The organism is Variovorax sp. BGA-UO-ETr-C22 (assembly GCF_059567965.1).
In genome coordinates this window covers 221902-242450 of record NZ_JCAQPA010000006.1, presented here as the reverse complement: position 1 = coordinate 242450, position 20549 = coordinate 221902, and the positions used below count along the sequence as shown (strand labels likewise).

At 68.7% G+C, this 20549-nt stretch carries 24 protein-coding genes; 10 read left to right on the top strand and 14 right to left on the bottom strand.

The window, feature by feature from the left end:
* Positions 1-75: 75 nt before the first annotated feature.
* A complete protein-coding gene (gene phbB / locus AC57B8_RS02680) occupies positions 76-813 on the bottom strand; it encodes an acetoacetyl-CoA reductase (protein WP_062480872.1) in 738 nt (245 codons plus the stop codon).
* 204 nt (positions 814-1017) lie between these two features.
* Between phbB and AC57B8_RS02675 the strand changes: the two genes are divergently transcribed.
* The 3 genes from AC57B8_RS02675 to AC57B8_RS02665 all read left to right on the top strand — a co-directional run bounded on the left by AC57B8_RS02675 (position 1018) and on the right by AC57B8_RS02665 (position 2689).
* Positions 1018-1665 carry a DJ-1/PfpI family protein gene (locus AC57B8_RS02675; protein ID WP_492740857.1) on the top strand — a complete coding sequence of 216 codons (648 nt, stop codon included), beginning with the start codon at positions 1018-1020 and terminating at the stop codon, positions 1663-1665.
* Positions 1666-1745: 80 nt separating this feature from the next.
* Entirely contained in the window at positions 1746-2270 is a 525-nt protein-coding gene (locus tag AC57B8_RS02670) for a CinA family protein (RefSeq protein ID WP_496478578.1), read from the top strand.
* On the top strand, positions 2267-2689 hold the full coding sequence (locus tag AC57B8_RS02665) for a GNAT family N-acetyltransferase (RefSeq protein WP_307585127.1): 423 nt from the start codon (positions 2267-2269) through the stop codon (positions 2687-2689). The genes AC57B8_RS02670 and AC57B8_RS02665 overlap by 4 nt, the downstream gene beginning before the upstream one ends.
* A 48-nt stretch (positions 2690-2737) precedes the next feature.
* Here AC57B8_RS02665 and AC57B8_RS02660 read toward each other — a convergent pair whose 3' ends face one another.
* Genes AC57B8_RS02660 through AC57B8_RS02640 form a run of 5 tightly spaced genes read right to left on the bottom strand, consistent with a single transcriptional unit; the run spans position 2738 to position 7802 of the window.
* Positions 2738-3742 carry a tripartite tricarboxylate transporter substrate binding protein BugD gene (locus AC57B8_RS02660; protein WP_139703091.1) on the bottom strand — a complete coding sequence of 335 codons (1005 nt, stop codon included), beginning with the start codon at positions 3740-3742 and terminating at the stop codon, positions 2738-2740.
* A 30-nt stretch (positions 3743-3772) separates the two neighbouring features.
* Positions 3773-4663, bottom strand: a complete 891-nt coding sequence (locus tag AC57B8_RS02655) for an HpcH/HpaI aldolase/citrate lyase family protein (protein WP_496478577.1) — start codon at positions 4661-4663, stop codon at positions 3773-3775.
* Positions 4660-5841, bottom strand: a complete 1182-nt coding sequence (locus AC57B8_RS02650; RefSeq protein ID WP_369629234.1) for a CaiB/BaiF CoA transferase family protein — start codon at positions 5839-5841, stop codon at positions 4660-4662. Before AC57B8_RS02650 ends, AC57B8_RS02655 begins: the two co-directional genes overlap by 4 nt.
* Before the next feature lie 24 nt (positions 5842-5865).
* On the bottom strand, positions 5866-6756 hold the full coding sequence (locus tag AC57B8_RS02645; protein WP_495259921.1) for an FAS1-like dehydratase domain-containing protein: 891 nt from the start codon (positions 6754-6756) through the stop codon (positions 5866-5868).
* 35 nt (positions 6757-6791) lie between these two features.
* Positions 6792-7802, bottom strand: a complete 1011-nt coding sequence (locus tag AC57B8_RS02640) for a tripartite tricarboxylate transporter substrate-binding protein (RefSeq protein ID WP_492734986.1) — start codon at positions 7800-7802, stop codon at positions 6792-6794.
* A gap of 92 nt (positions 7803-7894) precedes the next feature.
* On the opposite strand from AC57B8_RS02640, the gene AC57B8_RS02635 reads away from it, so the two are divergent.
* Together AC57B8_RS02635 and AC57B8_RS02630 are read left to right on the top strand one after the other, a co-directional pair.
* Positions 7895-8806 carry a LysR family transcriptional regulator gene (locus tag AC57B8_RS02635; RefSeq protein ID WP_159271438.1) on the top strand — a complete coding sequence of 304 codons (912 nt, stop codon included), beginning with the start codon at positions 7895-7897 and terminating at the stop codon, positions 8804-8806.
* Between the two features lie 532 nt (positions 8807-9338).
* Positions 9339-9524 (top strand): hypothetical protein, encoded by a 186-nt coding sequence (locus AC57B8_RS02630; RefSeq protein WP_496478576.1) that lies wholly within the window; start codon positions 9339-9341, stop codon positions 9522-9524.
* A 107-nt stretch (positions 9525-9631) separates the two neighbouring features.
* Here the strand turns inward: AC57B8_RS02630 and AC57B8_RS02625 are convergent, their stop codons facing one another.
* The gene (locus AC57B8_RS02625; protein ID WP_095745805.1) at positions 9632-10810 is read right to left on the bottom strand and encodes an acetyl-CoA C-acetyltransferase; all 1179 of its coding nucleotides are present in this window, start codon (positions 10808-10810) and stop codon (positions 9632-9634) included.
* Positions 10811-10871: 61 nt separating this feature from the next.
* On the bottom strand, positions 10872-12644 hold the full coding sequence (gene phaC / locus AC57B8_RS02620) for a class I poly(R)-hydroxyalkanoic acid synthase (protein WP_496478575.1): 1773 nt from the start codon (positions 12642-12644) through the stop codon (positions 10872-10874).
* 126 nt (positions 12645-12770) lie between these two features.
* Between phaC and AC57B8_RS02615 the strand changes: the two genes are divergently transcribed.
* Positions 12771-13079, top strand: coding sequence for a hypothetical protein (locus tag AC57B8_RS02615; protein WP_083259164.1), 309 nt, complete (start codon positions 12771-12773; stop codon positions 13077-13079).
* On the opposite strand, the gene pgeF is transcribed toward AC57B8_RS02615, so the two are convergent.
* The 3 genes from pgeF to AC57B8_RS02600 are packed head-to-tail and all read right to left on the bottom strand — an operon-like array spanning position 13011 to position 15359.
* The gene (gene pgeF / locus AC57B8_RS02610) at positions 13011-13763 is read right to left on the bottom strand and encodes a peptidoglycan editing factor PgeF (RefSeq protein WP_496478574.1); all 753 of its coding nucleotides are present in this window, start codon (positions 13761-13763) and stop codon (positions 13011-13013) included. The genes AC57B8_RS02615 and pgeF overlap by 69 nt on opposite strands.
* A gap of 14 nt (positions 13764-13777) precedes the next feature.
* Entirely contained in the window at positions 13778-14416 is a 639-nt protein-coding gene (gene maiA, locus AC57B8_RS02605; protein WP_070061130.1) for a maleylacetoacetate isomerase, read from the bottom strand.
* 34 nt (positions 14417-14450) lie between these two features.
* The gene (locus AC57B8_RS02600; protein ID WP_496478573.1) at positions 14451-15359 is read right to left on the bottom strand and encodes a tetratricopeptide repeat protein; all 909 of its coding nucleotides are present in this window, start codon (positions 15357-15359) and stop codon (positions 14451-14453) included.
* 166 nt (positions 15360-15525) lie between these two features.
* On the opposite strand from AC57B8_RS02600, the gene AC57B8_RS02595 reads away from it, so the two are divergent.
* The 4 genes from AC57B8_RS02595 (at position 15526) to AC57B8_RS02580 (ending at position 17919) form a co-directional block, all read left to right on the top strand.
* Positions 15526-16227, top strand: a complete 702-nt coding sequence (locus AC57B8_RS02595) for a fumarylacetoacetate hydrolase family protein (protein ID WP_496478572.1) — start codon at positions 15526-15528, stop codon at positions 16225-16227.
* 20 nt (positions 16228-16247) lie between these two features.
* Positions 16248-16799: an NUDIX hydrolase gene (locus AC57B8_RS02590; RefSeq protein WP_062480276.1), complete on the top strand. Its 552-nt coding sequence runs from the start codon at positions 16248-16250 to the stop codon at positions 16797-16799.
* 11 nt (positions 16800-16810) lie between these two features.
* Positions 16811-17299: a CreA family protein gene (locus AC57B8_RS02585; protein WP_496478571.1), complete on the top strand. Its 489-nt coding sequence runs from the start codon at positions 16811-16813 to the stop codon at positions 17297-17299.
* 113 nt (positions 17300-17412) lie between these two features.
* Complete coding sequence (locus tag AC57B8_RS02580) at positions 17413-17919, top strand: murein hydrolase activator EnvC family protein (RefSeq protein WP_062480281.1); 507 nt, start codon at positions 17413-17415, stop codon at positions 17917-17919.
* Positions 17920-17931: 12 nt separating this feature from the next.
* Here AC57B8_RS02580 and AC57B8_RS02575 read toward each other — a convergent pair whose 3' ends face one another.
* The 3 genes from AC57B8_RS02575 to AC57B8_RS02565 all read right to left on the bottom strand — a co-directional run bounded on the left by AC57B8_RS02575 (position 17932) and on the right by AC57B8_RS02565 (position 20541).
* The gene (locus AC57B8_RS02575; protein WP_496478570.1) at positions 17932-19557 is read right to left on the bottom strand and encodes a phospholipase D family protein; all 1626 of its coding nucleotides are present in this window, start codon (positions 19555-19557) and stop codon (positions 17932-17934) included.
* A gap of 138 nt (positions 19558-19695) precedes the next feature.
* Positions 19696-19923, bottom strand: coding sequence for a hypothetical protein (locus AC57B8_RS02570; RefSeq protein WP_070061133.1), 228 nt, complete (start codon positions 19921-19923; stop codon positions 19696-19698).
* Positions 19924-19983: 60 nt separating this feature from the next.
* On the bottom strand, positions 19984-20541 hold the full coding sequence (locus AC57B8_RS02565; RefSeq protein ID WP_062480289.1) for an RNA polymerase sigma factor: 558 nt from the start codon (positions 20539-20541) through the stop codon (positions 19984-19986).
* Between the last annotated feature and the right edge of the window lie 8 nt (positions 20542-20549).

Below are 20549 nucleotides of genomic sequence, written 5' to 3'. Positions count from 1 at the left end.
CTGTGGGTGTGGTTCCGGCCCAAATGAAAAAACCCGCCGAAGCGGGTTTTTGTTTTCAGGGCGTGGCGCGCATGCTCAGTGCATGTGGAGGCCGCCGTTGACCGAGAAGTCGGCCCCGGTGCTGTAGCCGCCTTCGTCGGTGGCGAGCCACGCGATGATGGAAGCGATTTCGCTCGGCTCGCCCAGGCGCTTGACCGGGATCGTGGCCACGATCTTGTCGAGCACTTCCTGGCGGATGGCCTTGACCATGTCGGTGCCGATGTAGCCCGGGCTCACCGTGTTCACGGTGACGCCCTTGTTGGCCAGCTCCTGCGCCAGCGCCATCGTGAAGCCGTGCATGCCGGCCTTGGCCGCCGAGTAGTTGGTCTGGCCGGCCTGGCCCTTGGCGCCGTTGACCGAGCTGATGTTGATGATGCGGCCCCAGCCCTTTTCGACCATGTCGCCCACCACCTGCTTGGTGACGTTGAACATGCTGTTGAGGTTGGTTTCGATCACCGCGCTCCAGTCCTCTGGCGTCATCTTGAGGAACATGCGGTCCCGCGTGATGCCGGCGTTGTTGACGAGCACGTCAATCGCCCCGTGGGCCGCCTTGGCGGCGGAGAAGGCCTCGACGGTGGATTGCCAGTCGCCGACATTGCCGACCGACGCGTGGAACTCGAAGCCTTCGGCTTTCTGTTCGGCCAGCCACTTGGCGTAGTCCCGCGTGGGGCCGCAACCTGCGACCACGGTGAACCCGTCTTTGTAGAGACGCTGGCAGATGGCTGTTCCGATGCCACCCATGCCTCCGGTGACATATGCAACTTTCTTGCTCATGAGATTTCCTTGATTGAAGCTAGCAAAAAGCCTGAACGGCCGCCTTCACTCTAGCCATTTTCAGGCCACACAACTCTGAGGGAGAACACTGAGCCAAGCTTGCAACCAGCTGTCACGGACATCACCTCGGCGGCACTCTATATGCTTGCGGCTTCGCGCCCGTGACACGGCCCCTGCCGGCCACCCCACCAGGAGTTCGCACGCATGAATTTCGCAATCGTCGTCTTCCCCGAGGTCGAGGAGCTCGATTTCGTCGGTCCCTGGGAAATGCTCACCATGTGGAGCAAGCTGGCCGGCGGCCCCGCCAACTGTCTGGTCGTGGCGCAAACGCATGGCCCGGTCGTCTGCGCCAAGGGGCTGTCGATCAACCCGCATGTCTCGTTCGCCGACTGCCCGCCGTTGGACTTCGTGCTGGTGCCCGGCGGCATGGGCACGCGGCGCGAGGTCGACAACCCCGCCATGGTGCAGTTCCTGGCCGCGCAGGCGCCCGGCTGCAAGGCGCTGCTGTCGGTGTGCACCGGCGCCTTCGTGCTGCATGCGGCCGGCCTGCTCTCGGGCCGCACCGCGACCACGCACTGGGGATCGCTCGACCGCCTGCGCGCGCTCGGCGACGTGAAGGTGGTGGAGCAGCGCTTCGTGCAGGACGGCCATGTCTGGACCTCGGCCGGCGTGTCGGCCGGCACCGACCTGATGCTGGCCTTCATCGCCCATGTGGCGGGCGAGGAAGCCGCGGCCAAGGTGCAGCTGCAGGCCGAGTACTACCCGGCCGACACGGTGTACGGCCACACATCGAGCCATGAGCGAGCGCCGTCGTATGTGCGGCGGCCGGGCTCGCGCGCGGGCATCGCCTGACCGTTCGTTCATTCGCTCACGCGTTCCCTTGATCGATCGAACGGTCGGTCATTTCTTCTTTCTTACTTCTTTCGACCTCCATGCCCACGCCCGACCTCACCGACCTCGAACCGCTTTCCGTGCTCGCCGCCCGCGTGGGGGCGACGCTGCGCGAGCGGCGCCAGACGGTGGCGGTGGCCGAATCGTCGGCCGGCGGCCTGGTCTCGGCCGCCCTGCTCGCGCTGCCGGGCGCCTCGGCCTACTTCCTGGGCGGCGCGGTCATCTACTCGCGCCGCGCCGGCAAGGCCCTGCTCGGCCTCACGCCCGAGGACATGGGCGACATGCGCGGCGAGACCGAGCCCTATGCGCGCTTCATCTCGGGCCGCATCCGTGATGCCCACCGTTCGAAGTGGGGCATCTGCGAGAGCGGCGCGGCGGGACCGTCGGGCAGTCCGTACGGCGACGCGCCCGGGCATGTCTGCATCGCCGTGACCGGCGCGGACGGCCTCGTGGTCAGCCGCACGATCGAAACCGGCGCGACCGACCGGCCATGGAACATGGATGTGTTCGCGCGGCTGTTGCTGAAATTGTTCGAAGAGACCTTGCTGGCGAACGGCGACGCATGACCGAGGCCGTGATTTCGACCGCCTCCGAAGAGGAGGTCCGCTCCGGCGTCCTGGGCCGCCGGTTGCGCGAGTTCAACTACGGCTTCGTCGGCGAGTACCCCGATACGCAACCCGTGTGGCTGAACGCGAAGGATGCGCAAGGCCGCCTGATGGGCGGGCTGCGTGGCTTCGTGTTCCTCGAATGGCTGCGCATCGACGTGCTGTTCGTCGAGGAGGAAGCCCGGGGCACCGGCCTGGGCCGCCGCCTGCTCGCGGAGGCGGAAGCGCGCGGCAAGGCGCTGGGCGCCGGGAATGCCGCGCTCGAAACCTTCGAGTGGCAGGCACGAGGCTTCTACCTGAAGCAGGGCTACGAAGAGTTCGCCCGCATCGACAACTACGCGCGCGGCAACTACCTCGCCTACATGAAGAAGAAGCTCTGAGCCCGGGGCATTGCGGCCCCCGACCCCGAACCTCTCAAGCTGTCGCGCTCAATCCGCCTGCACCCCCGCAGCCCGGATCACCTTCCCCCACTTCTCGATCTCCGCCGCCAGGTGGCTGCGCAGCGCCTCGGGCGTGACCTTGTCCATCGGCACGGCCTCGGTGCTCAGCTCGGCGAAGCGCTTCTTCACGTTGTCGTCCTGCAGCGCGGCGCGCAGGGCCACGTTGAGCTTCTCGATCACCGCCGGCGGCGTGCCCTTGGGCGCATACACGCCGTGCCACACCTTCACGTCGAAGCCCTTGAGGCCCTGCTCGTCGAGCGTGGGAATGTCGGGCATGCTCGACAGGCGCTTGGGCGTGGTCACGCCGAAGACCTTCACACGCTGGCCGTCCTTGATGACGGGCGCGGTCTGCGTGGTCTGGTCGCACAGCAGGTCGACCTGCCCGCCCATGAGGTCGTTGAGCGCCGGGCCTGCGCCCTTGTAGGGCACGGTCGTGAGCTGCACGCCGATCTGGTGCGCGAAGAGCATGCCGCACAGCTGCGAGACGGCGCCGATGCCGGCGTTGGCGAGCGAGACCTTCTCCTTGTTGGCCTTCACGTAGGCCAGCAGTTCCTTGAAGTTGTTGGCCGGGAAGTCCTTGCGCGACAGCAGGGTCATCGGCACGTCCATGACCTGGCCGACGTACTCGAAGTCTTTCAGCGGGTCGTAGTTGAGCTTCTTGTACAGCGCGGGTGCGGTGGCCATGCCCATGTGATGGATGAGGATGGTGTAGCCGTTGGGCGCGGCCTTGGCCACGCGGGTCGGCGCGATGGTGCCGCCCGCGCCCACGGTGTTCTCGACCACCACGGTCTGCCCCAGCGACTTGCCCATGGGCACCGCGAGCATGCGCGCCACCACGTCGGTGGGGCCGCCGGCCGAGTACGGCACGACCATCACGATGGGCTTGTCGGGCCACGCGGCCTGCGCGGCGGCGGGCGATGCGGCGGCGAGCAGGCAGGCGCCCGCCGAAGCCGCGATGAGGGCTTTCAGTTTCCAGGTCTTCGTTGCGTTCACTTCTTTGTCTCCTTGTGGTTTGTCTGTGGATCAGTGCGTCACGGATGAATCGCCCGGGCCGTGCTGCGGGGCCAACGCGAGCCAGCGCTCGGCCAGCCGCACCACGGGCCCGTCGACCATGCGGCCGTCGAGGCTCACGACGCCGCCGCCGGCCGCGCGCACGGCCTCGGTGACGCGGTGCGCCCAGGCCACCTCGTCGGCCGTGGGCCCAAGCGCGGCCTGCACGGGCGCGACCTGTTCGGGATGGATGCACAGCTTGGCGCCGAAGCCCCCGCGCCGGGCGCGCGCGGTGTCGGCGGCCAGCCGCTGCGCGTCGCGCCAGTCGGGCGACACGCCGTCGATGGGCGTGGCCAGCCCGGCGCGGCGCGAGGCCAGCACGAGCGCGAGGCGCACGGGCACCAGCTCGGCCTCGTCGGCATCGCAGGCCATGCCGAGGTCGGCCTGGAAATCGAGATGGCCGAAGGCCAGCCGCAGCACCTGCGGCGCACCCGCGATGGCATCGAGCGCCGCGAGCCCCGCGGCCGATTCGATGAGCGGCACCAGCACGGCCTTCGGTCCGGCCGTGGCGGCCAGCCGATGCAGTTCATCGGCATGCTCGGCCTTGGGCAGCACGATGCCGGCGATGAGGCCCTCGGCGATCCAGCCGGCCGCGCGCGCGCAGTCGTCGTCATGCCACGGCGTGCCGCTGGCGTTCACGCGCACGAGCAGCCGCCCTCGCCCTTCGGCGGGCAACGCCGCCAGCGAGGCGCCGAGCGCATCGCGCGACTCGGCCTTGCGCGCGGGGGCCACGGCGTCTTCGAGGTCGATGATCACGCCGCCCGCGCCCGTGGCCAATGCCCGCGCATGGCGCTCGGGCCGGTCAGCGGGCACGAAGAGAAAGGCGCGCGCCAGGGCGAGCGCGGCGTTCGCGGGCCCGCTCATACCGCGCCGGCCGCGCGCAGCGTCGCGATCGCGTCGTCGCCGCGGCCCAGGCTGCGCAGGATGGCGTCGGTGTGCTGGCCGACCGCGGGCACCGGGTCCATGCGGTAGTCGAAGGCGCTCTGGCGACCGGCGGGCAGCAGCGCCGGGATGTCGCCGGCCGGCGAGCCCACCTGGCGCCAGCGCTCGCGTGCCTGCAGCTGCGGATGCGCCCACAGCCCGGCCATGTCGTTCATGCGCGCATTGGCGATCTGCGCGGTGTCGAGCCGTTCGAGCACCTGCGCCGCGCTGAGCGCGCCGAAGGTGTCGACGATGAGCGTGCGCAGCGCTTCGCGGTGCTCGTTGCGCCGCGCGTTGCTGTCGAAGCGCGGGTCGCTCGCGAGCTCGGGGCGCAGCAGCACCTTGTCGCAGAAGGCGCGCCACTCGCGCTCGTTCTGCAGGCCGAGCATCACGGTGCCGCCGTCGCCGGCGGGGAACGGGCCGTAGGGATAGATGGTCGCGTGCGAGGCGGCGCTGCGCGGCGGCGGCGGCGCGCCGTCGTAGGCGTAGTACATGGGGTAGCCCATCCACTCGGCGAGCGATTCGAGCATCGACACGTCGATGTGCGAGCCCTTGCCCGTCTTGCCGCGCTGCATCAGCGCCGCCAGGATGCCGGTGTAGGCGTACATGCCCGCCGCAATGTCGGCGATGGAGTTGCCCGACTTGCACGGGTCGTCGGGCGTGCCCGTCACCGAAAGAAAACCGGCCTCGCTCTGAATGAGCAGGTCGTAGGCCTTCTTGTCGCGGTACGGGCCGTCTTCGCCGTAACCCGAGATGTCGCAGACGATGAGCGCGGGGTGCTTCTCCTGCAGCACCTGCGCGCCCAGGCCCATGCGCGCGGCGGCGCCGGGCGCGAGGTTCTGCACCAGCACGTCGGCGCCGGCCACCAGCTCCTGCAGCACGGCGAGCGCGGCGGGCTGCTTCAGGTCGAGCGTGAGGCTTTCCTTCGAGCGGTTAACCCACACGAAGTGCGAAGCCTCGCCGTTCACGCGTTCGTCGTAGGCGCGCGCAAAGTCGCCGCCGCCGGGGCGCTCGACCTTGATGACGCGCGCGCCGAGGTCGGCGAGCTGGCGGGTGCAGAACGGCGCCGCGATGGCGTGTTCGAGCGAGATGACGGTGATGCCGTCCAGGGGTCTGGTCATGGGCTTCTTCTTTCTTTCCTTGCGTCAGGCGAGCACGGCCGTGGCCTGCATCGTGAGCCAGCCGTCGGCGTCTTCGCCCCACAGGCTGAAGGTCTTGCCGTCGGTGCTGCCTTCGGCGGGCTTGCCGTGCACGCGGAACGGCGCGATGTCGAAGGTCGGGCGCACGGCGCGGAACTCGAAGCGTGCGAGCTGCGCATCGGCCGGCGCGTTGCGGCGCAGCAGGTCGACCAGCAGCGTCGCGATCAGCGGCCCGTGCACGATGAGGCCCGGGTAGCCCTCGACCTGCGTCACGTAGCGGCGGTCGTAGTGGATGCGGTGGCCGTTGAAGGTCAGCGCCGAGTAGCGGAACAGCAGCACGTCGTCGGGCACGAGGTCGCGGCTGAAGGCGGCGTCCTTCGGTGCGGGCGTGGGCGGCGGCGTGGCTTCGCCTGGTGCGGCGGCGGCGCGGTAGACGATGTCGTGCTCTTCGGTCAGCGCGAGTCCGCGCGCATTGCGCACCTCATGGCGCACCAGCACGAACACCAGCTCGCCCGTGCGGCCGGCCTTGTGCGTGACCGAGGCGATGGTCGACGTGCGCTCGACCGCATCGCCCACCTGCAGCGGATTGCCCGGCTCCCAGGTCAGCCGGCCGCCGGCCCACATGCGGCGCGGCAGCGGCACGGGCGGCAGGAAGCCGCCGCGCTTCGCGTGGCCGTCTTCGCCGATCTCCGACTGGCGGTGGTGCGGCAGGAAGTAGAGCCAGTGCCACAGCGCGGGCAGGCGCGTGCCCGCCTCGGGCAGCGGGTCGTCGCGGTCGAGCGTGGCGGACAGGCCGCGCACGGGCGCGGCCGTGAGGTCGTCGCGCAGCGTTTCGGTGCGGCCCTGCCAGGCCTGCAGGCGCGCGAGGGCTTCGGCGTCGATCAGGGGAGAAGTCATGTCGTGTGTGTCGGGAAGAAAGATGAGTGGCGAGGTCAGTCGACCGCGGCGCCCGAGGCCTTGACGATGCGCGCCCACTTGGCGAGGTCGGTGCGCAGCAGCGCCGAGAACTGTTCGGGCGAAGTGGCCGCAGCGATCTCGACGCCCTGCTGGTCGAGCTTGTCGCGCAGGTCTTTGGCCGCGAGCGCCTTGCGCGTGGCGTCCTGCAGGGTGGCGAGCACGTCGGCCGGCACGCCCGCGGGGGCGAACAGGCCGATCCACAGCGTGCCGTTGTAGCCCGGCACCTGCTCGGCGATGGCGGGCACGTCGGGCAGCACGGGCGAGCGCTTCTCACCACTCACGGCCAGCGCGCGCAGCTTGCCGGCCTTGATGTGCGCCAGCGCCGAAGGCAGGCTCGCGAACACGATCGGCAACTGCCCGCCCAGCACGTCGTTGATGGCAGGCGCCACGCCCTTGTACGGCACGTGCTGCAGCGAGATGCCGCCCATGCTGTTGAGCATTTCGCCCAGCAGGTGGTTGAGCGTGCCGTTGCCGGCCGAGGCGTACTGGTAGTTGGCGCCCTTCTCGCGCGCCAGCTTCAAGAATTCGGCGAAGTTCTTCGCGGGGAACGACGGGTTCACCAGCAGCACGTTGGGCACGGCGCCGACCAGGCCGACGGGCTTGAAGTCTTTCTCGGGGTCGAAGCCCGGGTTCTTGTACAGCGCGGGGTTGATGGCCTGGCTGCTGCTGATCGTCATGAGCAGCGTGTAGCCGTCCTTCGGACCCTTGGCGACCAGCTGCGTGCCGATGTTGCCGCCCGCGCCGGGGCGGTTGTCGACCACGACGCTGGCGTTGTTCAGCACCTCGCCGAGCTTCTGGCCCACGAGACGGCCGACGATGTCGTTGGTGCCGCCCGCGGCCTGGGGCACGACGAGCGTGATGGGGCGCGAGGGGTAGGTCTGGGCGGTGGCGGCGCTGGTGGCCAGCAAGGTGGTGGCGGCGAGGCCGAAGGCGATCAGCGCCTTGGCGCGAAGCCGCAAGGCGGGGGTGGTGTCGTGTGTCTCCATGGCCGCATGGTCTTCTGCCCGCCCCGTCGGCGCAATCTGCGATTTCGGAAGCCAGGCTTCTGAAATTCCGAAGGCTTGACTACCATCGCCCCATGCTCTTCGACCTCACCGACCTGCGCCTGTTCGTGGCCACGGCCGAACTCGGCAACCTCACGCGGGCGGCCGAGCGCCAGCACCTGTCGCTGGCCGCGGCCAGCGCGCGCATCAAGGCGCTCGAGACCCAGGCCGGCCTGCAGCTGCTGCAGCGCGAGGCCCGCGGCGTGCGCCTGCTGCCGCCGGGCGAAGCCTTCCTGCACCACGCCCGGCTGGTGCTGCACCAGGCCGACCAGTTGCGCGCCGACCTGCTCGAGTACGGCGGCGGGCTGCGCGGCCATCTGCGCGTGTTCGCCAACACCACGGCGGTGACCGATTTCCTGCCGGAGATCCTGCCCGGCTTCCTGGCCGCCAACCCGCGCATCAACGTCGACCTTCAGGAAAAACCGAATGCTCAGATCCCGCGCGGCGTGCGCGACGGGCGCGCCGACATCGGCATCGTCGCGGGCCAGATGGACACGCTGGGCCTGGACACCATCCACTTCAGCACCGACCGGCTGGTGCTCGTCACCTCGCGCCAGCACCGCTTTGCGCGGCGCCGCCGCATCTCGTTTGCCGAAACGCTCGACGAAGACGCCATCGGCATGCAGCAGGGCAGCACGCTGCAGGCCTTCCTGGGGCAGATCACCGACCACCTGGGCAAGCGCCAGAAGCTGCGCATCCAGCTCGGCAGCTTCGACGCCATGTGCCGGATGATCGGCAGCGGCGTGGGCATCGGCGTGGTGCCGGAGTCGGCCGCGCGGCGCAACCAGGAGAGCATGGGGCTCGCGCTGGTCGAGCTCAGCGACCCGTGGTGCGTGCGCGAGCGCTACCTGCTCGTGCGCGACCGCGCCGCCCTGCCCGTGTACGCCCAGGCGCTGGTCGAGACCTTGTGCAAGCACTACGCCGACGCGCAGGCCGAAACCGGCTGACGGCCCGATTCCCGGCCAAAAACAGGCACTTGCAGGTGGCTTGTGAGAAACCCGATGTCTTCCCCATTTTCTGTGCACAACTTTGGGGGTAAGTCAGGGGCAGCGTTGTAAAGCGGATGCAAGTTGTTGTTTTATAAAGGGAATAGTTAGTCTGCTTAAAATTTTTGCAGTGCACAAGTCAGGCCACCTAGGGGCCTGAAAATCGCTCGAAAACAGGAAAGTCAAGCGAAAAAACGGGGGGTTGCCTGTGCTAGGCCGCCCTTTGAAACCAACGACTTGCGGCGGGTTGTGAAGAAGTCCGCTGCAATCCCCACTTTCTGTGGGCAACTTTGGGGGTAACTCGGGTGGAGCTTTGTAAAACGAATGCAAGTTGTTGTTTTACAAAGGGATTCCACACTTTGCTCAATTTTTGAGCGGTGAACAAGAGCGTCAGCCAGTCAGGTGACCGTCGCTCAAATGAATCCAAAGGTTCTCAGCACGCCGAATCGGGTCGATGCGAGGCGCGAAAGAGGGCCGCTACAGTCGCCCTGACATGCTCGAAGCCCTCAGCTCCCCCTGGTCCTGCCTCGGCGCCATCGCCGGGCTGCTGATTGCCTTGCTGCTTCACTGGCTGGCACCCGCCGACATCGACACGGTGCACGCCGGCGCGTGGCTGGTGGGCATCGGCTGGCTCGCGGGCCTGGCCTGGGACCTCGTGGCCTCGGACCGGTCGAAGTAAGCAGCAGGCGAGCGCCCCGACAGCGCGCACAAAAAAGGGAGGGGAGGCATCGGCCCTTGCGAGCCCCTGCCTCCCCTCCCCCGTACCGGTTCACCCGGTGATCAGGCTCAGCGCTCGATCGTCAGCGCCACGCCCATGCCGCCGCCGATGCACAGCGAGGCGATGCCCTTCTTGGCGTTCTGGCGTTGCATTTCGTGCAGCAGCGTCACCAGGATGCGGCAGCCCGACGCGCCGATGGGGTGGCCGATGGCGATGGCGCCGCCGTTCACGTTCACCTTGTTCACGTCCCAGCCCATTTCGCGGTTCACGGCGCACGCTTGCGCAGCGAAGGCTTCGTTGATCTCGAGCAGGTCGAGGTCGGCGGCCTTCCAGCCGGCGCGCTGCAGCGCCTTCTGCGATGCCGGCACGGGGCCCATGCCCATGATGGTCGGGTCCAGGCCGGCGGTGGCGTAGCTGGCGATGCGGCCCAGCGGCTTCAGGCCCAGGGCCGCGGCCTTCTTGGCCGTCATGACCATCACGGCGGCGGCGCCGTCGTTCAGGCCCGAGGCATTGCCCGCGGTCACGCCGCCGGCCTTGTCGAAGGCGGGGCGCAGGCCGGCCAGCACTTCGGCGTTGGTCTTGCGGTTGATGAACTCGTCCTGGTTGAAGACGAGCGGGTCGCCCTTCTTCTGCGGAATGCTCACGCCGACGATTTCGTCCTTGAACTTGCCGGCGTCCTGCGCGGCGGCGGCCTTGGTCTGGCTGGCCAGGGCCAGTTCGTCCTGCGAGGCGCGGTCGATGTTGTACTTCTTGGCCACGTTCTCGGCCGTGATGCCCATGTGGTACTGGTTGTACACGTCCCACAGGCCGTCGACGATCATGGTGTCGACCAGCTTCCAGTCGCCCATGCGCTGGCCGTTGCGCGAGTTGGGCAGCACGTGCGGCGCCATGCTCATGTTTTCCTGGCCGCCGGCGATGACGATTTCGCTGTCACCCGTGGCCACGGCCTGCGCCGCCAGCATCACGGCCTTCAGGCCCGAGCCGCACACGGCGTTGATGGTGAGCGCCGGCGTTTCCTTGGTGCCGCCGCCCTTGAGCCAGGCCTGGCGCGCGGGGTTCTGGCCGGCACCGGCCGCGAGCACCTGGCCCATGATGGCCTCGCCCACCTGGTCGGCCGTGAGGTTGGCGCGCGCGATCACTTCCTTGATCACGAGGGCGCCCAGCTCGGTGGCGGGAATGCCGGCGAGCGAGCCGCCGAATTTGCCGACCGCCGTACGCGCAGCCGAAACGATGACGATGTCTTCCATGAGGTTCTCTCCGTTGAGGTGATTTGAAATCGGTTGCGATCTTGCGGGAGCTGGCGCCCGTTCAGGCCTTGGCCTTCACGTAGCGTCCCGGCGCCGGTTCGATGGCCTTGTAGGCCTTGCCGTTGCCGTAGCCCTTGGGCGCGGGGATCTGCTTGCCCGCGTGGCCCTTGAGCCATTGTGCCCAGTCGGTCCACCAGCTGCCCGGCTGCTCCTGCGCGCCGGCCAGCCATTCGGGCTGGGTCTTGGGAAACTTGCCGTCCTCGCGCAGCCAGTGGCTGCGCTTGTTCTTGGCGGGCGGGTTGATCACGCCGGCGATGTGGCCCGAGGCGCCCATCACGAAGCGCTTCTTGCCCGTGAGCAGTTGCGTGGAGGTGTAGGCGCCGCCGATGGGCACGATGTGATCTTCGCGCGAGCCGTAGATGTAGGCCGGGATGTCGATCTTGCCCAGGTCGACCTTCTCGCCGCACACCGTGAGCGCGCCGGGCTTGGCCAGCTTGTTCTCGTGGTACGTGTTGCGCAGGTACCAGGCGTAGAACGGGCCCGGCAGGTTGGTCGCGTCGCTGTTCCAGTACAGCAGGTCGAAGGCCGGCGGCGTCTCGCCCTTGAGGTAGTTGCCGACCACGTAGTTCCACACCAGGTCGTTCGGGCGCAGGAAGCTGAAGGTCGAGGCCAGGTCGCCGCCGGGCAGCAGGCCGCCCTTGCCCAGCTGCATCTCGCGGTACTGCACCATCGGCTCGTCCACGAAGATGTCGAGGATGCCGGTGTCGCTGAAGTCGAGGAAGGTGGTCAGCAGCGTGACCGATGCGGCCGGCTTCTCGCCGCGCGCCGCGAGCACGGCCAGCGCGGTGCTCAGGATGGTGCCGCCCACGCAGAAGCCCAGCGTGTTGATCTGCTTGCTGCCGCTGATCTCCTGCACCGTGTGTATCGCCTTGATGGCGGCGTTCTCGATGTAGTCGTCCCAGGTGGCCTGGGCCAGCGACTCGTCGGGGTTGCGCCAGCTCACCACGAACACGCGGTGGCCCTGCTCGTTCGCATAGCGGATGAGCGAGTTGTCGGGCTGCAGGTCGAGGATGTAGAACTTGTTGATGCACGGCGGCACCAGCAGGAACGGCCGCTCGTACACCTTGGCGGTGAGCGGCTTGTATTCGAGCAGCTGGAAATACTCGTTCTCGAACACCACGGCACCTTCGGTGGTGGCCACGTTGCGCCCCACTTCGAAGGCGCTCTCGTCGGTCATGCTGACGTGGCCCTGCTTCATGTCGTGCAGCAAGTTCTGGATGCCCTTGGCGATGCTCTCGCCCTGCGTGTCGATGGCCTTTTTCTGCGCCTCGGCATTGAAGGCGAGCGAGTTGCTGGGCGAGGCCGCGGCCATCCACTGCTCGACCGCGAAGCGCAGGCGCGCCTTGGTCTTGTCGTCGGCGTCGATGGCCTCGGCCATGCGCATCATGGTGCGGCCGTTGAGCAGATAGACGGCGGCCGAGAAGGCCGCCAGCGGGTTGCTGCCCCAGGCCTCGGCGGCAAAGCGCTTGTCGCCCTCGGGCCGGGCACCGAAGCCGCGGCGCCACAGGTCGGTGGCGTCGCTCAGGTACTGCTGCTGGATGGACTGCAGCTGCTCGGGATCGATGGAGAACTTGGGCAGCTCGGGCATGGCGGCTGCGCCCGGGAATTGCGCCATTTGTGGCAATTGCCATAGCGGCGTGCCGCCGACGTCGAAAGCGGCGGGACCTCCTGGACCTGCAGCTTTCTGGAAAGCCTCCATGGCCTGGGTCCAGCCCTGCGTGAGGGCTTTTTGAAAGGGCGCGAACGCATCGGCCCCCGTGTCTTGTTGCTTCATCATGTCTCCTGGCCGTGGCCTGGGTCGATACGAACGGATGGCTTGCGTGTTTTGAGTATGCTGCATTCGCAAGGCACTCACAACGCCGCGCTTTCACTAATCCCTTGAAACGAAACGTCTCCGCCTGTGTTCATCCATTTGATCGTGATCGGCTGGCTCTATGTGGCCGTGATGATGGCGGTGGCCGAAGCCACCAACACCACGGGCACGGTGCTGGGCGCCATCTTCACATTTCTTCTTTACGGCCTCGCGCCGGTGGCGCTGGTGATCTACCTGATGGCCACGCCGGCGCGCCGGCGGGCGATCAAGGAACGCGAGGCACAGGCCCAGGAGGCCGCGCGCCGCGCCGCCGCGGAAGCTGCGGGCTCAGACCTTCCAGACCAGCGCGGCGAAGCGCCCGCTGACGCCGTCGCGCCGGTGCGAAAAGAACCGTGACGGCTGCGCGACGGTGCACCACGCATCGCCGCTGTCGTTGCCATAGAGCGACTCGACACCCACCGCACGCAGCCGCTGCCGCGCGAGCGCAGGCAAATCGGCCAGCCACTTGCCTTCGCCTGCGGCTGGCGTGAAGCACGACGCCGCCTCGGGCGACTGCGCCTCGAAGGCGGCCTTGACCTCCGCCCCCACCTCGAAGGCCTTCGGGCCGATGCAGGGGCCGAGCCAGGCCATGAGGCGCGGCGCGCCTTCGTCCTGCGCGAAGGCGCGCACGGTCTGCTCGAGCACGCCGCCGGCCAGCCCGCGCCAGCCCGCATGCGCGGCGGCCACGCGGTGGCCGCGTTCGTCGGTGAAGAGCACGGGCAGGCAGTCGGCCACCATGACCGTGCAGGCGCGCGCGGAGGTCGCGGCCGTGCAGGCATCGGCGACGGTGCCGTCGTGCACGGCCTCGTCGAGCGACACGAGCCCCGTGCCATGCACCTGCTGCAGGAACACCGGCTGCGTGCCGATCGCCTGCTGCAAGCGACGCCGGTTCTCGGCGACGTGCGCGGCGTCGTCGGCCACGTGGTCGCCGAGGTTCAGGCTCTCATAGCGCCCGGTCGACACGCCGCCGTCGCGCGTGGTGCACAGCGCGCGCACGTTCGGCGGCGCGGGCCACTCGGGCACCAGCCATTGCGGATTCATCTCGACGTGCCGGCTCAGGGTTCCGCGTCGGGCGACTGCGAGGGCTGCGCGCGCTGGAAGGCGTCGAGCTTCATGCAGGCGTCGAAGGCGGCCATGGTGCGCGGCAGGCCGCTGAAGTCGCAGTCGAAGCGGCGGCCGTTGAAGATCTGCGGCACGAGGCAGCAGTCGGCGATGGTGGGCGTGTCGCCCCAGCAGTAGGTGCCGCCCGGGTGCTGCGCGAGCTGGCGCTCGAACGACAGCAGGCCGTCGCGCACCCAGTGGCGGTACCAGGTGTTCTTGGCTTCGTCGTCGACCTTCAGTTCCTTCACGAGGTACTTGAGCACGCGCAGGTTGTTCAGCGGGTGGATCTCGCAGGCGATCGACTGCGCCAGCGCGCGCACATGGGCGCGGCCCACCGGGTCGCTGGGCAGCAGTGCCGGCTCGGGGTGCGTTTCGTCCAGGTATTCGATGATGGCCATCGACTGCGAGAAGCGCTCGCCCTCGTCCTCGAGCAGCGGCACGAGCATGTCGGCCGAGATCGCCGAGTACGGGCCGGTGCGGTGTTCGCCGCGCGCGATGTGCACGGGCACGTAGTCGTAGTCCAGGCCCTTCAGCTGAAGGGCGATGCGGACACGGAACGAGGCGGAGGAGCGGAAATAGTTATGCAGCTTCATGATTTCTCGAGGATAGCGCCCTTGGATTTCACCCTCAGGAGCGTGGTGTGGCCGGGAGCGCGCAGCGAAAGTCGCGCAGCCGGGCTTCGGGGTGTTCTTGCTGCCACGTGTCGAGCAGCGCGCGCGCCACGGCTTCTTCGCGCGCGGCGATGCCCAGGTGCCACGGCCCTTCGGCCGCGGGCGGCTCGCCGGGCGCGTGGTTGTGCTGGTCGTCGGGGCGGCCTTCGGAGCAGGCCTTGCACAGCACCTGCATGCTCGAGGTCCAGTTCTCGGCGCTGAGGCCCGCTTCCTCGAAGCGGCGCACCAGCGCATCGATCGCCTCGGCCTGCACCTCTTCGACGAACACTTCGTAGGTCGCGTGGTCCGACGGCGCGATCAGCGCGAGCGCGTCGAACACCGGCACCTCGCGCTCGCCGCGGCGGCGGTAGCCGTTGGCGGCGCCGTCGTGCAGCACCAGGTCGCCGTAGCGGTGGCCGCTGGCGGGCGTCGGCACGTTGCGCAGGATGGCGCGCGCCGGGTCGATGCGGTCGGCCCAGACCACCTCGCTGGCCTCGTCGCCGTGCACGCGGATGGGCGTGAGGCCGACGAAATAGTCGACCGGCCCTTCACCGTCCGGGATGCCGATGCCGTACTGGCGCCACGCGCGCCGCGCCGTGGGCCAGTCGCCCAGCGCGGTGGCCGCGATGCCCAGGTTCCACAGCGCGCCTTCGTTGCCCGGCTCGCACTGCACGGCGCGGGCGTTGGCCTGCAACGACGCGGCCCAGTCGCCGCGGTACTTGTGGATGAGCCCGGCGTTGTACCAGGGCGCCGACCAGTACGGATGGATGGCGCTGGCCTGCGCATAGGCGGCCAGGGCGCCGTCCTGGTCGCCGGCCTCGTCGCGTTCGCGGCCGAGTTCGTTGAAGGCGGTGGCCTTGCCGGCTTTGCCGAGTCGGATGGGCATGGTGGAGCGAGAGAGAGAAGAGGTCGGGAAAGGGGTCGGGGAAACGCGCAGAAGCGCCTATTGTGGGCCGCCGCAAAATCCCGAGTCCGGCGTGCCGGCAAGCCCGTGCCGCCTCTGGCACACTGCCGGTCTCCCCTCCCGCTTCGCTGAAAAAGGACACCTTCCCATGGCTTCCGAGTTTGTTTTCGCCCCGCCGGCCACCGTTTCGGTGCCGGTGGCCGGTCAGCCCGCACGCTTCCCGGTGCACCGCATCTACTGCGTGGGCCGCAACTACGAAGATCACGCCAAGGAAATGGGTTTCACCGGCCGCGAGCCGCCCTTCTTCTTCATGAAGCCGGCCGATGCGCTGGTGACGGTCGATGCGGGCCAGACCGGCACCATGGCCTACCCCACGCTCACGAAGAACCTGCACCACGAGATCGAACTCGTGGTGGCCATCGGCACCGGCGGCAAGAACATCCTGGCGGCCGACGCGCACAAGCACATCTACGGCTACGCCGTGGGCCTGGACATGACGCGCCGCGACCTGCAGAACGACATGAAGAAGCAGGGCCGCCCCTGGGACATCGGCAAGAGCTTCGAGCAGAGCGCGCCCATCGGCCCGATCGTGCCCGTGGCGCAGGCCGGCAACGCCGAGCAGGCCGAGATCTCGCTGCAGGTGAACGGCGCCGACCGCCAGCGCAGCACCGTGAGCAAGCTGATCTGGAACGTGGCCGAGACCATCGAGCACCTGTCGGCGGCCTGGGAGCTGCAGCCCGGCGACCTGATCTTCACGGGCACGCCCGAGGGCGTCGCGGCCGTGGTGGCCGGCGACACGCTGGTGGGCCAGGTCGCAGGCCTGCCCGCGCTGACCGTCAAGATCGTCTGACGCCCGCGCGGTCCCGCTTCATGCTCCTTCGCGTACCCATCAAGCATTGCAAGAACTGCGGCACGGCGGTGGTCTACCGCGTGCCGGACGACGGCGACACCAAGCAGCGCGCGGTGTGCCCGGCCTGCCACACGATCCATTACGAGAACCCGCTGAACGTGGTGGGCACCATCCCCGTGCTGGGCGACAAGGTGCTGCTGTGCAAGCGCAACATCGAGCCGCGCTGGGGCAAGTGGACGCTGCCCGCGGGCTTCATGGAGCTCGAGGAAACCACCGCCGAGGGCGCGGCCCGCGAGACCGACGAGGAGGCCGGCGCGAACTTCGAGATCGAGGGCCTGTTCGCCGTGATCAGCGTGGTGCGCGTAGGCCAGGTCCACATGTTCTACCGCGCCCGCCTGCTCGACGACCGCTTCGACCCGGGCCACGAGACGATCGAGGCGCGCCTGTTCACCGAGGACGAGATTCCCTGGGACGAGATCGCCTTCCGCACCGTGCGCCAGGCGCTCGAACACTACTTCGAAGACCGCAAGCGCGGCAGCTTCGACCGCGTCCACGAACTCAGCATCGTTTGAAAAATTTCCCCATGCTCAAGACCCTGCGCGCCACCCTCCTCTGTGGCGTCAGCCTCGGCTTCGCACTCGCAGCTTCGGCGGCCAAGGCCGACATGGTCGGCGAGGTCGACACCGCCTTCAAGCTCATCGGCCCGGACCACAAGATCGTGGTCGAGGCCTACGACGACCCGAAAGTCAGCGGCGTCACCTGCTATGTCTCGCGCGCGCGAACCGGCGGCATCGCCGGCGCCTTCGGCGTGGCCGAGGACAAGGCCGAGGCCTCCATCGCCTGCCGCCAGGTCGGCCCGGTGAGCATCACGCAGCCGCTGCCCAAGCGCGAAGAGGTCTACAGCGAACGCCTGTCGGTGCTCTTCAAGCGCCTGCGCGTGGTGCGCATGGTCGATCCCAAGCGCAACACGCTGGTCTACCTGACCTACTCCGACCTGCTGATCGACGGCTCGCCCAAGAACAGCGTGACGGCCGTGCCGGTCGATCGCGGCACGCCGATTCCGCTCAAGTGAAGGGGCTGCTGAAGGGCTCGGCGATGCGAGTTTGCTAGCATCGTCCGAGCGGCCGACACCGAGATGTCGGCCTTCGACGGAACCCTCCGCAACGAATCCGTTCCAACAGCGTCATGCACCTTCAGACTTTTGTTTTCCGAACCGCCGCCACGCTCCTCGTGGCTGGGGGCATTGCCGCCTGCACCACGCCCGGCCCCACGCCGCCGCAGCAGCCTGTTCCAGGCGCCACGCCGCCGCCACCGCGCCAGGCGCTCTTCATCCGCCCTGCCGCCGGCACCACCGTGGGCCGCTTCGACGGCGTGCGCAACAAGGGCCTGGACATCGCGGGCAACCTGGGCGACCCCATCGTGGCCTCGGCCGACGGCCGCGTGGTGTACGTGGGGGGCGAGTTGCGCTCCTACGGCAACATGGTCATCGTGAAACACAACGAAACCTTCCTCACGGCCTACGCCCACGCGAAGACCATCCTCGTGAAGGAAGGCGCCGTGGTGCGCCAGGGCCAGAAGATCGCCGAAATGGGCAACAGCGAATCCGACCGCGTGAAGCTGCATTTCGAGATCCGCAAGAACGGCACCGCCGTCGATCCCGAGCCGTACCTCAACGGCCGTTTGCAGCAGTAAACGTAAAAGCCGTTACAGCAGGCTTTCGGGCACCAGGGGCGCCAGCAGCTCCAGCCGCCAGCGGGCCCAGAAATGGGTCTCGGGTTCGGTGTGCAGGATGGTGTCCGCCCCGTCGCCCGACGCCGGGTTCACCCACTCGATGCCGCCGCGCGGCCCCAGCTGCAGCTGGTAGGCGCCGTCTAGGCGCATGAAACCGATCAGGCTCGTGAGCTGCTGCGCGATCTGCGGGCTGAAGATGAACAGGCCGATCTCGGTGTTGTGCAGCGCCGAGCGCGGATCGAAGTTCATCGACCCGACGAACACCACCTGCCCGTCGATCACGGCCGACTTGCCGTGCAGCCGCCCGCTGGCCGAGCCGTAGATGCCGAAGCGCTTGGTCTGCTCCACGCGCTTGGGGCTCAGTTCGTACAGCTCCACGCCCAGCCGCAGCATCTGCGCGCGGTAGCGGCGGTAGCCGATGTGCACCAGCGACTCGTCGGTGGCCGCCAGCGAGTTGGTGACGATGGTGTAGCCCACGCCGTTGCCGCGCACGATCTGCATCGTCTCCATGCCGCCCCGCCCGGGGATCAGATAGGGCGTGGTCAGCAGCACCCCGTGCTGTGCGCCGCGCAGGTAGCGCTGCACGTTGTAGAGCACGCTGTCGGCGGCCTGGTCGGCCGGCAGCCCGCGCCCTTCGTCGGTGGGCGCCAGCGCCTTGGCGGGCGCGTCGGCGTAGGCCTCGGCGCGCGCCCAGCTCAGCGCGAGCTTGCCGGCGTTGAGGTCCTTGGCCAGCGGGTTGTGGCCCAGCAGGTCCGTCGATTCGGGCTCTTCGGGATGCAGCGTCTCGGGGCCCGTGGTGAGCCGGTCGAAGCGCTCGCGCAGCGCCTGCACCGACTCGTCGCCGCGCGGCACCAGCGACTCGATGGGATAGACGTATTGGCTGTTCCAGTACATGTCGAACAGCGACGACAGCCGGGGCACCACGGCGCCGGCCACCAGCGTGTCGATGTCGATGAAGTTGGAGCCGCCGTCGCGCAGGAAGTACTCGTTGGCGATGTTGCGCCCGCCCATGACCGCCATCGTGTTGTCGACCACGAACAGCTTGTTGTGCATGCGCCGGTGCACGCGGTCGAAGTCCAGGATCGACCACGCCCAGCGCGTGCCGAAGCGCGAACGCCCGGCCGGGAACGGGTTGAACAGGCGCACCTCGACGTTCGGGTGCGACGCAAAGCTGGTGAACAGCGGGTCGGCGCCCGCCGTGTACAGGTCGTCCACCAGCAGGCGCACGCGCACGCCGCGGTCGGCCGCGTCGCGCAGCGTGCGCAGCAGGTAGCGGCCGGTCTCGTCGTTCTGCACGAGGTAGTACTGCACGTCGATGGAGCGCTGCGCGCGGCGCGCCAGCTCGATGCGGGCATGCAGCGAGAACTGCGGCATCGGCAGCAGGCGAAAGCCGCTGAGCGGCTCGCCCGGCGGCGCGGCGGCACGCACGAGCCGGCCCAGCGCGGTGTCCGCGCCGTCGGTGATGGCACTCGAGGGCTTGCGCACCACCTCGGTCGGCAGGCCGGCGCAACCGGCGAGCACGAGCATCGCCAGGCTGCACAGCAGCCAGGCGAACCACCGGGCGCGCGGCACGTCAGCCCGGGGGGACAGGTTGCGCATGAACGACAGAAAAGAGGGAGGGCAAGGGCACGGGAGCGAAGGAGAAAAAACGCCGCTGCCGCGCGGCGCGGTGCACGACCGCGCCCACGGGTGGCGGTTTCTACCACGCGCGGCGCGAGCGCGCAGCCAATGCCTTCGTCAGTGCGCGCGCTCGGACCACTGCCGCACGAAGTGCTCCGCGCGCACGTTCGCGCGCGCCACGGCCGAGTCCCACGACAGCTGCTGGGTGATGACCAGCGCGCAGCGCGGAATGCCGTCCAGGCTCAGCGCCGCAATGCCGGCGTAGGTGCCCTTCGGGGTGCGCGTGAGTTCGAACCATCCCGTCCAGCCACCTGGCACGTGAAGGTCGAGTCGGGCGGAGTCCATGATGAATTCATCATAGGCCTTTAGTTTTCATTTGCAAACATTGCATACAAAAGCAACGACTCAGGCGTGCATGTCCGAGCGGCGACCGGTCGGCAGGCGCTGCAGCGCCTGGCGCAGCGTGGAATCCACCCGCCGCAGCGAGAGCCCGTGCCGCACCGCCACCTCGTGCCGCGTCAGCTCGTGCACGCGCAAGGCCACGAAGATGTCCTGATGGCGGTGCGGCAGGCCCTGCATCGCGCGCTCGACCGCCTTCAGGTCGGAGCGCGCCTCGGCGATCAGCTCGGGCCCCGGTGCGTGATCGGCCACCTGGGCCAGCGTGTCGTCCGCCTCGCCGGTGTACTGCCAGGGGCGCTCGGCGCGCAGGCGGTCCATCGCGGCATTGCACGCCACGCGGAAGATGTAGGCCACGGGGTTGTGCAAGGCATCCGTGAAGGCGGCCTCGGCCAGGCGCAGCCAGGCGTCGTGCAGGCTTTCGGTGGCGGCGTCGGCACACCCCAGGTGCAGCGACAGCCGCCGGTGCAACTGCGCGTAGTGCGCCACCAGCAGTTGCTGGACGTCCGGTGGCGCAGGGGCGGTCCCCACGGCGTCGCCGCGGGGCAGCAGGCAGGCGTGCGACATGGTGCGTC